Raw genomic sequence first — 17,394 nt, forward strand, 5'->3', positions numbered from 1 at the left:
TGTACCAAGTACGAAGAACCATGTACCAAGTAGATGGGAGACGTGAAGGGGAAATAGCGGAGCTCAGGAGGATTTGGTGATGACCTCTCACCGGCGCTCTTCTTCGGGAGAGGGAGTCCACTAATGGCGAAGGTGCTTGTTCCAGATTTAGGTAGGAACAGCGCTAAATGGGGGAAGTGGGGTACCAAGTACGAAGTACCATGTACCAAGCAGATGGGGTACATGATGGGGAAAAAATGGACCGCAGGAAGATTTGGTGATGACCTCTCCCCGGCCCACTCCTTCAGGAGAGGGAGAACACCAATGGCGAAGGTACTTGTTCCAGATTTAGGTAGGAACAGCGCTAAATTGGGGAAGTGGGGTACCAAGTACGAAGTACCATGTACCAAGCAGATGGGGGACGTGAAACGGGGACTAGCGGACGTTAGGAAAATTTGGTGATGACCTCTCCCCTGCCCTCTCCTTCAGGAGAGGGAGTCCACTAATGGCGAAGGTGCTTGTTCCAGATTTAGGAAAGCGCAGCCCGAAGGAGGCGCCATCTTCAAGTGAAAGGTGCAACCCTTCTCGAATGGATTGTATCTCAAATAGATTAAGATCCTGCGTTCGGAAACGCAGGATAATGAGCACGAATGGTCTGGAAAGACACAGACCATGGTGAGGAATTTCAAATGCCAATTTTATACGAAGGCGTAAGTGCAAATCACGCCTAGCCGAGACACATAGGGTCCTAGCCGGCCCAACGGAGTAAATTTTTCAGAAACCACATGTTGGACTGCGCATCATGCGATACATCCAAACTCCCGTAATCGAAACCAAAATAACCGCAAATCATTGATCCTTGCCTAAAGGTCAAGGGTGAAAGTAATCACCTATTCGGTTTCATTATGTCCGTTATTTACCATTCTCCTTACTTTCAAAAAGTTGACTTCGTATGTTAACGGCGCCAAAGGGACCCAACTGATTCTGAATGGACACCCAGTCTGATGGAGCCAAACAAGCGGAACTTGAGGATTTTTATGTACGTTAGTCAGAATTTAAAGATTTTGAAAAAAAGTACCTCGAATAGACGGAAAGCAAATTGAAGGTAGATTTTCTTATCCGAATAGAAAGAAATCGATTTTAACGTTTTAAGAAAGATAATCAAAATGTAATTATTCTAATTTTATATATATTTTTTATCGTTTAATTATAAAAATTTTTCATGATTGACAGCCCTTAGTATTTTTTACCAAAAACCTATTGTTTCCCAGAGTTCCAAATCTTGAATTTCAATTTAAATTCAATTATCTGGATACAAAAAACAAAATTTTAATCATAAAATCGATTTTTTTTAAATCTTATTCTTTCAGTTGTTGTTGATTTTTACTTACTTTATTATCTGTAAAATATGCGAGATTTTAAATCGTCTTAACATGAAAACAATTTTTCGATCCAAAGGAATAATTCTATTTATTATTTCCTTTTCAATGTTTTTTCCAGACTTTGGAAATAATGTCTATGCAATAAAAATGGGCGTCCCTTTTGGTAAAACCCTTGATGCGAATGAGGCACCCAGCGTATTCTCTGCCATACCGGCCCAGAGTGCTGTTGTTGGGGCACCCTTTTCCTTTGCCTTCCAAGAGAATACCTTTGAGGACCCTGATGGCGACCCGCTTGCCTATACCGCACAGCTCGAAGGCGGCAACCCGCTTCCACTGTGGCTAAGCTTCGACCCCGCCACAAGGACATTCTCCGGAACGCCCGCAAGCGGCGATACCGGTGCCTTCACCGTAGTAGTGACGGCCGACGACTCAAACGGCGGGACAGTCTCCGCGGACTTCGCGCTGTCGGTTTCCGAACCCAACGCTCCGCCTGCCGTCGCCAACCCGATCCCCGCGAAGTCCGCATTGGTCGGGCAAGCCTTCAGCTTCCAGTTTGCCGAAAACACCTTCTCGGACCCCAATAGCGACCTCCTCTTATATACCGCCCAGGTGCAAGGCGGAAGCCCTCTTCCCGCATGGCTCAGCTTTGACGCCGGGACCAGGACGTTTTCCGGCACCCCCGCAAGCGGTGATGTCGGTGCCTTCACCGTGGTCGTAACGGCAGACGACTCAAATGGGGGAACCGTCTCCACGGATTTCCTGCTTTCGGTGGCCGAACCCAACGCGCCGCCGACCGTCGCCAACCCACTGGCCGCACAATCCGCGTTGGTGGGGCAACCTTTCACTTTCCAGTTTGACGAAAACACCTTCTCGGACCCCAATAGCGACCTCCTCGCCTACTCGGCGCAGCTCCAAGGCGGAAGCCCGCTTCCACTGTGGCTAAGCTTCGACCCCGCCACAAGGACATTCTCCGGAACGCCCGCAAGCGGCGATACCGGTGCCTTCACCGTGGTCGTGACGGCAGACGACTCAAATGGGGGAACCGTCTCCACGGATTTCCTGCTTTCGGTGGCCGAACCCAACACGCCGCCGACCGTCGCCAACCCACTGGCCGCACAATCCGCGTTGGTGGGGCAACCTTTCACTTTCCAGTTTGACGAAAACACCTTCTCGGACCCCAATAGCGACCTCCTCGCCTACTCGGCGCAGCTCCAAGGCGGAAGCACGCTTCCGGCATGGCTAAGCTTCGACCCCGCCACAAGGACATTCTCCGGGACGCCCGCAGCCGAGGACGTCGGTGCAATCACCGTCGAAGTGACCGCCGACGATGCCAACGGGGGCAATGTCTCCACGGCATTCCTCCTTTCAGTAGCTGAACCCAATGCGCCGCCGACGGTCCTCAACCCGATCCTCGCTCAGTCCGCGTCGGTGGGGACGACTTTCACATTCCAGTTCGCCGCAAATACCTTTGACGATGCCAACAGCGATGCGCTGTCCTACTTCGCACAGCTCCAAGGCGGCAACCCGCTGCCGCTTTGGCTCAGCTTTGACGCCGGGACCAGGACGTTTTCCGGCACCCCCGCTAGCGGCGATGTCGGTGCCTTCACCGTGGTCGTGACGGCAGACGACTCAAATGGGGGAACAGTCTCCACGGATTTCCTGCTTTCGGTGGCCGAACCCAATGCGCCGCCGACCGTCGCCAACCCACTGGCCGCACAATCCGCGTTGGTGGGGCAACCTTTCACTTTCCAGTTTGATGAAAACACCTTCTCGGACCCCAATAGCGACGTCCTCTTATATACCGCCCAGCTGCAAGGCGGAAGCCCTCTTCCCGCATGGCTCAGCTTTGACGCCGGGACCAGGACGTTTTCCGGTACCCCCGCGAGCGGCGATGTCGGTGCCTTCACCGTGGTCGTGACGGCAGACGACTCAAATGGGGGAACCGTCTCCACGGATTTCCTGCTTTCGGTGGCCGAGCCCAACGCGCCGCCGACTTTGGCATTCCCTATACCCAACCAAAGTGCCTCCGTTGGTACCGCTTTTTCATTTACCTTCGATGCCAGCACCTTCTCCGACCCCAATGGAGATGCCTTGAGCTATACTGCACTGTTGTTGGGTGGAAATCCCCTACCCGCTTGGCTTTCCTTCAGTCCTTCAACCCGTACCTTCAGTGGATCGCCAACTTTGGCAGATTTGAGCCCACTGAGTATTGAAATAAGTGCGAACGATGGAAAGGGCGGCGCTGTGGCTACAATTTTTGAAATCAGCATTACGGGATTGCCGACTACAAACAGTTTGGTTCACTATTGGAATTTCAATAATTCCGCATCTCTCAACGAACTGCTTACACCTTCGGGATCATTGGTTGCAGGGGCATCCATCACCCACATGGCAGGCGGTACAAGCATCATCGCATTTGCCGAAGGCACGGGGCAAAACTTCAGTGTCGAGAATATCAATGCCAGAAATTCAGATCCTTCGGGAACCCATTTGCGTTTCAATAATCCCATAGGTGGAGGTTTGGAATTTGCAATTCCGACTACAGGTTTTGAAAGCATTATTGTAAGATTCGCCACCCGTAGATCCGGACAGGGTGCAGGTATCCAACATTGGAGCTATTCCCTCGATGGCGAAAACTTTGTTTTGTTTAGATCAATCACGGTATTCGATGCAAATCCAAGGTTGGAAATACTGAATTTTACCCAAATATCAGGGGCCGACAATAACCCCAACTTCAAACTCCGAGTTGCCTTCGAACAAGGCGCAGGGGGCACCGCCGGAAACAACCGATTTGACAATTTCACGATTGACGCAAATGCAATAGGTGGCATTGACTTAAATCCACCCACAGCAATATTTGAACCACTGAACGGTACGGTTGAAGTCGCCACCAATACCAACCTGTCCATTGTATTCAGCGAGCCTGTCAGGCTCATTGACAACTCCCCCGTTGACCCAGGCTTGTTACCCTATGTCGAGCTGAGATTGGATAATCAATCAGGCGCTTTAGTGCCATTCAATGCTATATTTTCAAACAATACGCTTACCATCACACCTTCGAATTCGCTAGCCGCCGGACAGACCTATTATTTTGCCCTGCTTGGAGGCTTTATTGAGGATCTCAGCGACAATGCGCTTGCAAACACGCAGTCAATCTCATTTACCACAAAGGCAGCCTTAAATCTCAGCCTTGTACATTATTGGAACTTCAACAACAGCAGTACGCTGGAGTCCCTGCTAACGCCTTCGACATCGGTAGTTTCGGGGTCATCCATCTCGCACCTTCCAGGGGGTACTAGCATCATCGCATTTGCCGAGGGAACTGGCCAAAACTTCAACGTGGCAAACCTCAACGCAAGGAACGGCGACCCCTCAGGAACCCACCTACGTTTCAACAACCCGATTGGCGGGGAACTGTTGTTTGCGATTCCCACTACAGGATACAATGACGCTGTCGTTAAGTTCTCAACCAGACGCTCAGGATCTGGCGCAGGCCTCCAGTATTGGAGCTATACTCTAAATGGGACTGATTTTATCGCATTCGACACACTCACGGTTTTGGACGCCGATCCTGTCCTCCATACCTTTGATTTTTCTGAAAACGCCAGTGTAGACAACAATGCCAATTTCAAAATCAAAGTCAGTTTTGCACAGGGCGCAGGGGGAACGGTAGGAAACAACCGCTTCGACAACTTCACCGTCGATGCTGCTCCTATCAACGGGCCTCCCACAGAGGTCCCCGGCCTGACCTCCCTGCTGGGCCCCTCAAACAACGCCACATCCGTACCTGTACTTCCATCATTTTCCTGGTCCGCGGCGGAACGGGCAACGACCTATAGGCTTGATGTTGCAACAGATGCCACCTTTACGAATACGGTGGTCAGTCAAATCCTGAGCGCCACGAACTACACCTTGTTCGTTCCCCTCGAATACGAGACCCTGTATCATTGGAGGGTACAGCCTGCGAACGGACAGGGTGAAGGACCGGTCTCTGAAGTATTTACTTTCACAACTGAGCAAGCCCCCGCACCGATATTGATTGCCGTGAATGAGATCATGGCCTCCAACGTCACAACGATCTTGGATGAAGACGGAGACGTTTCCGATTGGATCGAGTTGTACAATTATGGTACAGAGGCTTATGATTTGGCAGGATTTGGTCTTTCCGACTCAGATTCAAATCCATTCAAATGGGTTTTCCCATCCTACACAATACAGCCGGGTGAATATTTGTTGGTCTGGGCCTCCAATAAGGACAGGAAAAACCCTAGTAGTCCATTGCACACGAATTTCGCGATTAGTTCCAATGGTGAACCGATATTGTTAACCAGTCCTTCTAGCGTTCTTGTCAATCGGATAGATCCCCTTTCATCCACTGCGGACATCAGTAGGGGTAGGTTCCCCAACGGAACGGGTCCTCTGGAACTGTTTACACAACCGACCCCTGGTGCAGCAAACATCAGCGACGGTGGCGGCCCTGTAGTACCGTTGGTGGCACCGATATTCTCGGTACCGCCAGGGTTCTACCAGTCTGCTGTCGATCTGACAATCAGCCATCCCGATCCCGAGGCTGTGGTACGCTATACGCTGGATGGTTCAGAACCAACGGAGTCCTCTCCTATTTGGACTGGCCTGCAAACCATCTCCGATAGAAGTTCCCAGCCAAACGGTATTTCCTTGATACCAACGAATTTCATCACGGGAGGCAGGGGTTGGTATCCGCCGAGTGAGACCATAAAAAAGGCAACAGTCATACGGGCAAAAGCTTTCAAGTCAGGGGGATCAGAGTCACCAATTAAGACAGGGACTTATTTCGTGCTGCCAGGCCATAGCTATTCACTACCTGTAGTGTCGATCGTCACAAACCCTGCAAATCTTTTCGATGAAACCATTGGATTGTACGTTCCCGGCGCAACCTATGTGGAAGGCAATGACGGTTCGGGTAACTACTATCAATCCGGCGATCTATGGGAAAGGCCTGCCTCCATGGAAATGTATGGGCAGGGATTTGATTTCCAGCAAAACATAGCCATACGGATCAATGGCAATTTCACCAGGAGATTCCCGCAAAAGTCCCTGCGGATTTATGCGAAGGGGGAACCGGGGAAATCCAGTTTGGACTATCCGATCTTTGTCAATCCCGACCGTACAGGATTTCAAAGATTGATTCTTCGAAATTTCGGAAACGACTGGGGGGCAACCCTTATGACAGATGCGCTTTCGCAGACACTTGCCAAACATATGAATTTGGACTACCAGCATTTTAGGACCTCGGTTGTGTTTATCAACGGAGAGTATTGGGGGCTACATAACTTTAGGGAGCGGTATGACAAGTACTATTTCCAAAGAATTTATGGTGTTGATCCAGACAACATCGATTATTTGGAGAATCAGTATATAGCGGATGAAGGAGACAATACGAACTATCTCCAGTTTGTAAACTTCTTTGAAAATAATGACCTGTCCTTGCCCGAAAATTACGAAGAAATGGGCCGTAGGATGGATATAGAAAACTATATCGATTATTATGTGACCGAAATTTTCGTCAACAACAATGACTGGCCCCAAAACAACTTGGAATATTGGCGTGCAAGGGTGCCCTTTAACCCCAATGCACCAAAAGGCCAGGACGGCAGATGGAGATGGGTCATCAAGGATTTGGATCGTTCGTTCGGAAGGATAATCTCCAACGATTTCAATATGATGAACTGGGCAACCAACGGTTCAAGCAATTGGGCAACCTCCTTGTTCCGGAACCTGTTGGAAAATGACGAGTTCAAGCACATGTTCATCAACCGAATGGCAGACCAGCTGAATTCGGGCTTTAGGAAGGAGCGCATTCTTCAATTGGTTGACAGCATTCAGACAATCATGCAGCCCGAAGTCCCTGAACATACGAGAAGATGGAACCAACCCTCTTCCCTGAACGCCTGGCTAAACAGGATACAGGAGGTGAAGAACTTTGTCGCAGTACGGGAAGGATTTGTAAGACAGCATATCAGTGACTATTTCGGCCTTGGGGGTTCCGCAACAGTAAGACTGGAGGTTTCTGACCCGCAAGCCGGATCCGTCCAAATCAACAGTATTGCCATAAAGAACGGTACGACCGGGCTGCAGGAAGGAGCCTTGTATCCTTGGACCGGAACCTATTTCAAGAATGTGCCCATCACCCTGAAAGCACTGCCAAACCCGGGGTACGCGCTGAGCCATTGGGTGATCAACGGGGCCGTGGATGCGAGGCAGGAAGCAAGTTTTGCCCTTACGGCCGATTCCCAGGTCACGGCGGTATTTGTATCATCCAATAGGTTCTCGACAAGCCTGGTCGCTCCTCAAAACAACTCCTTTGGAGCGGGCGCAAATCCGAATTTCGTATGGACTAATGTGCCGAACGTCAGTTCTTACCGGTTGCAGGTTTCATTGACTCCTGGGATGGATCAGCTTGTATTCGACCAATCCGGACTCACGGGCACTTCCCAAACCGTGACCGGGCTTGACCTCAACCAGATTTACTATTGGTGGGTGATATCCACGAACGCTTCCGGACAGCAGGACTGGTCCGAAGTTTGGAGGTTCTCCACCGCAGCGGAAGGTGTACTCAGTACGCCGGTACTGGTTGGGCCTGCCAACAATAGCCAAGATGTACCGATGTCGTTGACGTTTGTTTGGAACGCGGTATTTGGCGCTGAGCGGTACCGGTTGCAGGTTTCAAAGGACAACACGTTTATGGATTTGGTCGTGGACGACTCCAACCTTGCAACAACAATTTATCCACTTTCAGGATTGGAGGAAGACAGGTTCTACTACTGGAGGGTGAAGGCATTCAGGCAGGGATTTGAAAGCTCCTGGTCAGCGATCGGACAGTTCAAGACCTTGAATTTGCCCGACCTGTTGGAAGATATGGTTGGTCATTGGAAAATGGAAGAGGGAACTGGGTCCATCCTGATCGACCATTCTGGAAATGGGCACAACGCGGTGCTTCAAAACACCTCCGGTGTGACCTGGTCCAACGGCGTAATCGGGTTGGCACTCAACCTGAACGGTTTTGGAGGAAGATATGCACTTGTTCCCCACCAAACTACTTTGGCATTTGGCAATGCTTTGACGATATCGACCTGGATCAAGCCGAATACATTAGGTAGACATACCATCATCAGCAAAGCCGATGGCAATGGTTACGAATTGTGGTTGGATATCAATGGCAATATTGAATTCCGCCTAAACCGGGGCAACAGCAATGCTGCATACAGGCTTCTGTCTAACTTTAATTATTCGGGATCGGTAGGACAATGGATTCACGTCGCCGCCACTTTTGACGGACGTACCATGAAGATCTTTGTCAATGGGAACCCGGATATTTCGGCTACCTATGCGCCTTTTGGATTTGCCACCAATTCCGGCGACCTAACCATTGGGGCACTGGGCACAATCCAACGGCTGAACGGAAGTTTGGACGATCTCCGATTGTTCAAGCGGGCGTTGCGGGATCAAGAAATCCTTACGCTATACACGGGAGAGCCAATCTTACCAGAGGTACCGACCCTTGCTACGCCTTCCTCCGGAAGCAGCATAGCGAATGTTACAACGCTGGACCTAGCTTGGAATTCTTCAGAATATGCGACAGGGTATCAAATTCAAGTCGCGTTTGATGGGGGTTTTGAAGACCTTATTCTGGACTTGGAAGTAGGCGCGCAGACCTCGGCGACCGTGAGTAATCTAATCCCTGAAACGACCTATTTCTGGAGGGTCCGCGCTTCGAATGATGCCGGGTATTCTGAGTGGTCTGATACATGGAATTTCGACATTCTTTCTGGAGGACCTCAATCCAACGGGTTGGTGGGGCATTGGAAGATGGATGAAGGATCCGGAAATCTGTTTATTGATGATTCCGGGAATGAAAACGATGCGGTAATCCAAAACACGGGTGGCGTATTCTGGTCACAGGGTGTTATCGGCCAAGCGGTAAACCTCAATGGCCAATCCGGCAGGTTTGCAATTGCCTCCCATAGTCCATCTCTCGAAATTGATAATGCCATCACAATTGCCGCATGGGTGAAGCCAAATTCCCTTCACAAAGGAACCATCGTGCAAAAATCCAGCGGAAATGGTTTCGAGTTTTGGCTGGACAACAACGGACAGCTGGAGTTTCGTTTGAATCGGGGGAATAATGGATCCGCCTACCGTATAAGGTCTTCTTACAGCTATGGCCAAGATGTTGGCAAGTGGATTCATTTGGCAGCCACTTTTGACGGAACAACGAGTAGGATCTATGTGAACGGTGTCGAGAATATCAGCGCAAACTATGCTCCATTTACGATTGGCACCAATTCAGGCAATTTGGTTATCGGGGCGCTAGGAACTATACAACGGTTGAATGGAGCAATGGATGACCTGAGGTTGTATGAAAGAGCCTTGTCAGGTGGGGAAATCTTAGCTTTGATGAATGTGGGGGCTCCGCTTCCTGAAACCCCACAACTGGTAAGTCCGGCAAATAATGCGACCGGGATTTCGGCAGCTTCTGTTGAACTTGCTTGGGCGAATGCCCTGTTTGCAAACGGCTATTCGGTACAAGTAGCTACCACCGCAGGATTCAGCACCTTGATTGTTGATGCAGATGTAGGTAACATGCTACGATTCACACCAACCGGCCTCTTGCCTGCAACTGCCTATTTCTGGAGGGTTCGGGCATACAACAATGAAGGAGAATCCCCTTGGTCAGAAACACGTACCTTCACAACTGCGGCAGCGGGTCCCGAACCAAACGGATTGGCCGGACATTGGAAAATGGATGAGGGTTCTGGCAATCTATTCGTGGACGACTCCGGTAACGGCAATAATGCGGTAATCCAAAACACCAGTGGTGTCACTTGGTCAAATGGTCAAATCGGCCAAGCGGTAAACCTGAATGGATTTTCTGGACGCTTTGGCGTGGCGCCACACAGCACGTCCCTTGAACTTCCGAACGCAATCACTGTTTCCGCTTGGGTCAAACCGAACACCTTACACAAAGGCACTGTGATTCAAAAAGAAAATGGAAACGGATTTGAATTCTGGCTGGATAGCAATGGTCAACTGGAATTCAGGCTGAATAGGGGTAATAATGGCTCAACCTACCGATTGAGGTCAAATTACAACTATACCAACTTCTTGGGGACTTGGATACATTTGGCAGCCACTTTTGACGGAACAACGAGTAGGATCTATGTGAACGGTGTCGAGAATATCAGCGCGACCTATGCTCCATTTACCATTGGTACCAATTCCGGCAATTTGGTTATCGGGGCGCTAGGCACAATACAACGGTTGAATGGAGCAATGGATGACCTGAGGTTGTATGGCAGGGCACTTTCCTCGGTTGAAATCGCGCAACTCGCGATTCCTTCCCAGGCAATGCGCGTTGCAGGAACAGAGCGCGGAGACAATTCATCCAATCCGAATGAAGAGAATGATACCAACCTTTCCGAAATGTTTGTGGGATTGGAAAAACCAAGCATCTTGTTTCCGAACCCTGTGGATGATGTGCTGCAGGTCCGGGTATTTGGATATCAAGATGCATCCATCGGCGTTTCAATTGTCGACGCAAGAGGAATCCCAATCTTGGACAAACCAATTGAGGTCCAAAATGGAATTCTCAGGATAGATGTGGGTGAACTGAATCTGAAATCGGGAATCCATGTCCTCTTGCTCAAACATGAAAGGACAATTGAAACTCTGAAGTTCCTGAAAAAATAAGCCACGCGAAGGAAGTCCCCTAGAGAAATACTAGGGGACTTTTTTTTGCATTCGATTTTCACCATTCCGATGATGTTTTTCGACAATAATCTTCCACAAAACCAATTCCAAGGTAAACCAAATGCTTTACTCAAGGGTAAATAGGCTGAAAAAAACCAGTAATTCCACGGTTAGCAGATGACCTTAAGTCGCCGGATAAAGTTATTTTCCCTGGTTTTTTGCGGGAAGACCAAAAGTCCGGTGAGTTTATCAGAAAAGGATGGGAAACCCTACTCTCGCGGCAGCAAGCACTTGACAAACCGAAAGAGACTCTGAAATTTTGGGGGATATCCAAGTAATGCAATTGATAGCACATTTTCGTGCGCATGGGAAGTGTAAAACAAAACCGACAATTTTAGATATTTATATCCTCAGATTTGCATTTGCAGGAACTTTACTTGGTAGGTTAACCTAAATCAACCTTGAATTATTTATGATTTGGAAGGAAGATTCAAACTTCGGCAATCTAGCCGCATAGACTCATTGATTTTAGTGAACCGGATATGGAAAAAAACCTCAAAAGCCACAATAGTGAACTGAAATGCTGGACCTCCAATAGCCTTCATTATTCGTTTTACCCCTTTGAGGTTGAAAAAAGTAAGACCAATGCAAAAGGCGATGCACGCCAGAAAGGTCGAAAATTGCTTTATCTAACATCATATTTCACTTGGTCCTTTCCCACTTGTCCAAATTTCCGCATATTAATTTCACAGAGAATGATCCCATGCAGCGTAGCGGAAACACATGTTTCTTGATTATCTAAGAGTAGGTTCACAACAAATATCATTGACCTGGGTTGGCAAGGGAAGTCTCATTATACTTACGAATATATGATTAATCATTTTTTTTCTAACGATAAAATACTTCGGCAAAGTTTTTGTTAACCTGGATGCAATGGTGTTTTCTACCGTTGACATCATTGAAAATCAAGCCTTAGTAAACGACAAACTCACTCATGGTAAACTTAAAGCTACCTTTTGTTTCTGCCTTTATTTTATTGGCAGTAATTTACCCATTTGTTATTTATCCTGCCTACACCCAAACATTCCCAATATCTGATTTTGATCCAAATTTGCAGCGGGTTATCGCTTTTCCCGGGGCAGAAGGCTTTGGCAAGTATGCCACTGGTGGACGAGGGGGACAGGTACTTAAAGTGACAAACCTTAATGATTCTGGACCGGGAAGTTTGAGATCTGCACTTGAAACAAGCGGGCCTAGAATTGTAGTTTTTGAGGTTTCGGGGAATATAAAGTTAAAATCATATCTGTCAATTTATAGTGGAGACTTAACAGTTGCTGGCCAAACTGCTCCTGGAGATGGAATCACTATACAAGGGTATCCTATTAGGATTTTTGATCAGAAAAATATTATTATCAGATATTTAAGATCAAGGCTAGGTGATGAAACTGGAATTGAAGCTGATGCATTTGAGGTAAAAAGAACTTCCAACTTAATAATAGATCACTGTTCCTTTTCTTGGGGAACTGATGAAACTTGTTCTATTTATGAAGTGGAAGATGCTACGATCCAAAATTGTATTATCGCAGAAGGATTAAATGAACCAATAGTACATACTAAAGATTCTCATGCCTACGGTTCATTGCTTGGCGGAACAAATCTTTCATTTTTCGGCAATCTAATGGCGCATTTTGTAATCAGGGCGCCTAGCATTACAGACAATTCTGGGTTAAATGATTTGAGAAACAATGTGATTTACAATTGGGGATTTAGATCAACTAATAATGGATCGCGTTCCAAAAACAACCTGTTTTATAATTACTATAAACCAGGCCCGGCAACAAATGCAAACCCGGCTTCGGAAATGGTCAATCAGTTTTTTTTATGGCCCACATCGGAAAATGATAATCCAGACACATATGGTAAATTTTATTTAGAGGGAAACAAAATCCCCGGCAAAACAAACATAGATGCAAATCAATGGGAGGGTGTGAGACTTGAAAATGGACTTAGAACCGAAAGCAACTTAGATAAACTAAAAAACAAGGACATAAATGGAACGCTTGTGCCTTTTTATATTCCCGATGACCTTTATAGTTTTACGAGATCGGCGGATGCCGCCTTCAACTTCGTATTAGACAATGTTGGGGCTAATTTATTTAGAGATCTAGTTGACCAACGAATTGTGAGCGAAACAAGAACTGGTGTTATTACTTTTAGAGGATCAAGAACTGGTGAACCAGGATTAATCGACAGCCAGAAAGACGTGGGCGGTTGGCCTACCCTTAAAAGCCTACCCGCACCTTTGGATTCGGACCAAGATGGTATGCCTGATGTATGGGAGACAGCCAATAACCTGAATCCCAACCGTTCCAATGACAGAGAATACAACCTGAGCCCCTATTACACTGATATTGAGGTATATATCAACTCTTTGGTGGACAATTTGATTAAGGGTCAATATCCCAGTACACCGCTTGGTGTAAATCCAATTTTGCCAACGGCAAATGCAACCAATATTTCCCCGGTTGATATCAGCTTTGCGTGGAGCATGGTGGCCAATGCTGACTCTTATCAAATACAAATTTCCAAATCATCCAGCTTCAGCACAGGTAATATCACACTCAGCAACCAAAAGAATCTGAGTTTGGTGTATCCCCAATTGGATGCGAACAGTACCTACTATTGGAGGGTAAGGGCCGTACGTAATGGAGTCAGCGGACCCTACAGTAGCGCACGCATTTTTCAAACCAACTCACTTGCCGTTGTACCGGGAAGAACACAGTTGCTTTTTCCTTACAACAATTTGGAGAATGTCAGCCTAGAGCCAGTTTTCAGTTGGGCGAAGGTACCCAATACCGAAAGTTACCAGATTCAGATTTCAACACTTTCAGACTTCTCGACGTTGCTTGTCAATCAAAGTGGATTGACCGAGAATTCTTTCCAAAGCCCAAGGCTTGCGGAAAACCAAACGTATTATTGGCGGGTAAGAGGCCGGAATATTACCGGCACAGGAAGTTTTTCAAATGTGGGCGTTTTCAAAACCATTTCACAATCTACTGTACCTGATATCGTGGTTGCAATCCGCCCCTCAAACGGAGTTGTCATTAACCCTGTAAATATAAGGTTGGATTGGCAGGCTGTCGCTGGGGCAGATAGTTATACCGTGCAAGTTTCGACAAGCAGTTCGTTTAGCAATCTATTGGTCAACCAATCAGGAATTACGGAACTCTATTTTGATATCGCAAATCTCAACTCAAACACCCTGTATTATTGGCGGGTTCGGGGAGTCAATCGATCCGGTAATGGATCATTTTCGAAAGGCGATTTGAGTTTCCGAACGGGTCCATTTACAGAAGCACCTGCGCAAATAACCTTGGTAAATCCAGCCCATGATTCTAATTTGTTTTCCACAAGTATCAGCTTCTCCTGGACAAAAGACCCCATTGCGAAAGGCTACACATTTCAATTGTCTACACGGGAGGATTTCAGCAGTTTCGTTACGAACGTATCCAATCTCACTTCAACTTCAAGGACCGTTTCAGGCCTCCAAGCCAATACGCAGTATTTCTGGCGAGTTTGGGCAAGCAATGAGGCCGGCAATAGCCCCATGTCTGAAGTCAGAAAAGTTAGGTCGGCGACCTACTCGGGAAGACCTGCTGCGACAACATTGCTCAGTCCAAGCAATAATGCTGTGGTCGGTTCGGTAGATATAGCCTTTACTTGGAACAACCAACCCAACTCCAACGCATACCGTTTGGAAGTTTCTGAATTCAGCAATTTTAGTTCAATTGCTTATTCCAAGAGCTCAATTCCAGGCACGACCTGGATCGTACCCTCCCTTACCCAAAACAAAACCTATTTTTGGCGGGTTCGGACATCAAATCCCGCCGGTACGGGTAGCTATTCAGAAATCTGGAAATTCTCTACTAGTGGCAGCACGGTCACGCTGAATCAACCAACACTGGCTTCACCTTCCAATGCGGCGCTTCATCAGGCAACAACCGTTAACTTCACGTGGAATGCCGTAACCAATGCGACGGGATATGATTTGCAGATTTCCGAGTCCAACACGTTTTCGAATATTGCATTCTCCCTGAGCAACGTCAACACAAATTCGGGCAGCATTTCGAACCTGGCGGAAAGCAAAACTTATTTTTGGCGGGTAAGGGCAAAAGCTGGCACAGCGAATTCAGCTTGGTCCTCTGTATGGAACTTCAGTACCAAAGGCCAGTCGGAAGGTACCACCCTGGACGCAGGGCTGGTGGGTTATTGGACAATGGAGGAAGGAAGCGGATCAAGGCTTTTGGATCAATCCCCAAACAGTAACCATCTGAACCTCCAAAACCTTTCGGGAACTTCTTGGGAAGCCGGCGTTAATGGAAGTGCCGTTGGGCTAAATGGGAACAGCAATTCTTTTGCAACCATTTCCCATAACAGCTCTCTGAGTATCCCAAATGCCATTACCATCAGCGCATGGGTAAAACCGAACCTTTTGCATCGCGGTACCATTCTCTACAAGTCAGCTGGGAATGGCTTCGAGTTTTGGCTGGACAGTGACGGACAATTGGAATTCCGTTTGAACCGGAGTACCAACGGATCTACCTATCGCCTTCGTTCCAATTTCAATTACGGTAGCTCGCTCCGAAAATGGATCCATGTCGCCGCAACCTTTGATGGCAGTACCTGCAAGATCTACATCAACGGTGTCGAAGACAAGTCTGTTACTTATAATCCCTTCACAATTGGCACGACCTCAGGTAATCTGATTCTCGGGGCGTTGGGGACCATCCAACGTTGGCAAGGAGCTATGGACGAGGTACGTCTGTATAACCGCGCGTTAAGCCTTCAAGAAATCAATATGGCCATGCAAAACAGTGGGCCATTAGAGACCAATTCAAGCCAAATGGCCGGACATTGGAAAATGGATGAGGGAAGCGGCAATCTATTCCGGGACGATTCGGGGAATGCCAACAATGGCACCATACTTAACACATCGGGCATTACATGGTCAACTGCCCAAGTTGGACTTGGTGTTGACCTGAATGGCTTTTCAGATAGATTTGCCCGTGTTCCGCACCACCCAAGTTTGGAACTCCCGAATGCCTTGTCGATAGCTTCGTGGGTAAAACCAAATGCTTTAAATAGGGGAACTATTGTGAGCAAATCAGCAGGTAATGGATTTGAACTTTGGTTGGATATCGATGGATTTATCGAGTTCCGCCTCAATAGGACAAACAACGGATCAACCTACCGTCTCCGCAGCAATTACAATTATTCCGGTGATTTGGGCAAGTGGATTCATATCGCAGCGACTTTTGATGGACGAACCAGTAAAATCTATGTCAATGGGATTGAAAATGTCAGTAAAACATATGCTGCCCCATTTGGAATAGGAACAAGTTCCGGGGATTTGTTTATCGGCGCCATGGGCACTGTCCAAAGGATGAATGGCAGCCTTGATGACTTGCGGATATATGGAAAGGCCATCTCGGATGGGGAAATCAGGGCATTGGTGGACCAAGGAATTGCGGTGATGCGTTTGTCTGCTACAGGTTTAAAAAAGAGCTTAGGAAATAATCAGACGCCCGAAAAAAATCAAACTGAAAATTCTGTTACCAAGTTGACACAAGAACAATCTTTAAAGCCAAATTTGTACCCTAATCCAGTGGAAGAAAAAATAAATTTGAAGTCGTTGTGGTTATATGAGGGCCCTGTCAAAATTAAGATTTATGACACCAATGGTAAGATGCTTTTTGATCAAGGTGCTAATATCAAAAATGCAAGCCTTGAGATAGAAATTAGCGACCTTAGCCTAAATACTGGAATTTACATTTTAGTAATACATGATGCCTTGCACTCGGAATTTTTTAAGTTTATTAAAAGGTAATTAAGCAACCAAATCAAAAAAGTGTTGTTCATAAAAATATCTTTGTTCAAGACGAAAACTGAGATATTATTTGAAACTGTGTCTCAAATAGTATCTCAGTTCTTCTAAAACTCTCCTTTGAATCTTTTCAAATGGCAGTTACATTGTAGAAATTGAATCAAAGACTCGGGTTATATAGAAGTACATAAATTAGACAATTTATTAGAAATAATTTTTGCTTTTTCAAACACTTAGATCAAAAATCATTTAATTAGCACTATTGTAGCTGTATAAAAATATGTTTCTGATCCTATGTTGGCCTTAAATCCAAGATACATCCACTAGTCCTTAAAATTAATTTTAAATAATTTATGTGATTATTAGTTTGTTGTGGTTATCATTAGAATGTTTTATTTAACCCATAATCATCTATTAAAT

General features: G+C 46.9%; 2 protein-coding genes. Both read left to right on the forward strand.

Going from position 1 to position 17,394, the window contains the following annotated elements; genetic code table 11:
• The first annotated feature begins 1,412 nt into the window (after positions 1-1,412).
• The gene (locus L0U89_RS03505) at positions 1,413-11,090 is read left to right on the forward strand and encodes a putative Ig domain-containing protein (protein WP_234860252.1); all 9,678 of its coding nucleotides are present in this window, start codon (positions 1,413-1,415) and stop codon (positions 11,088-11,090) included.
• A gap of 2,182 nt (positions 11,091-13,272) precedes the next feature.
• Entirely contained in the window at positions 13,273-16,977 is a 3,705-nt protein-coding gene (locus L0U89_RS20580) for a LamG-like jellyroll fold domain-containing protein (protein ID WP_234860253.1), read from the forward strand.
• Positions 16,978-17,394 lie beyond the last annotated feature (417 nt).

This window comes from Mariniradius sediminis, assembly GCF_021491425.1.
Classification (GTDB): Bacteria; Bacteroidota; Bacteroidia; order Cytophagales; family Cyclobacteriaceae; genus Mariniradius; species Mariniradius saccharolyticus.

Bases quoted from the DNA above. Each gene is read 5' to 3' on its own strand.
- L0U89_RS03505 (WP_234860252.1), top strand. From the start codon at position 1,413: ATGAAAACAATTTTTCGATCCAAAGGAATAATTCTATTTATTATTTCC.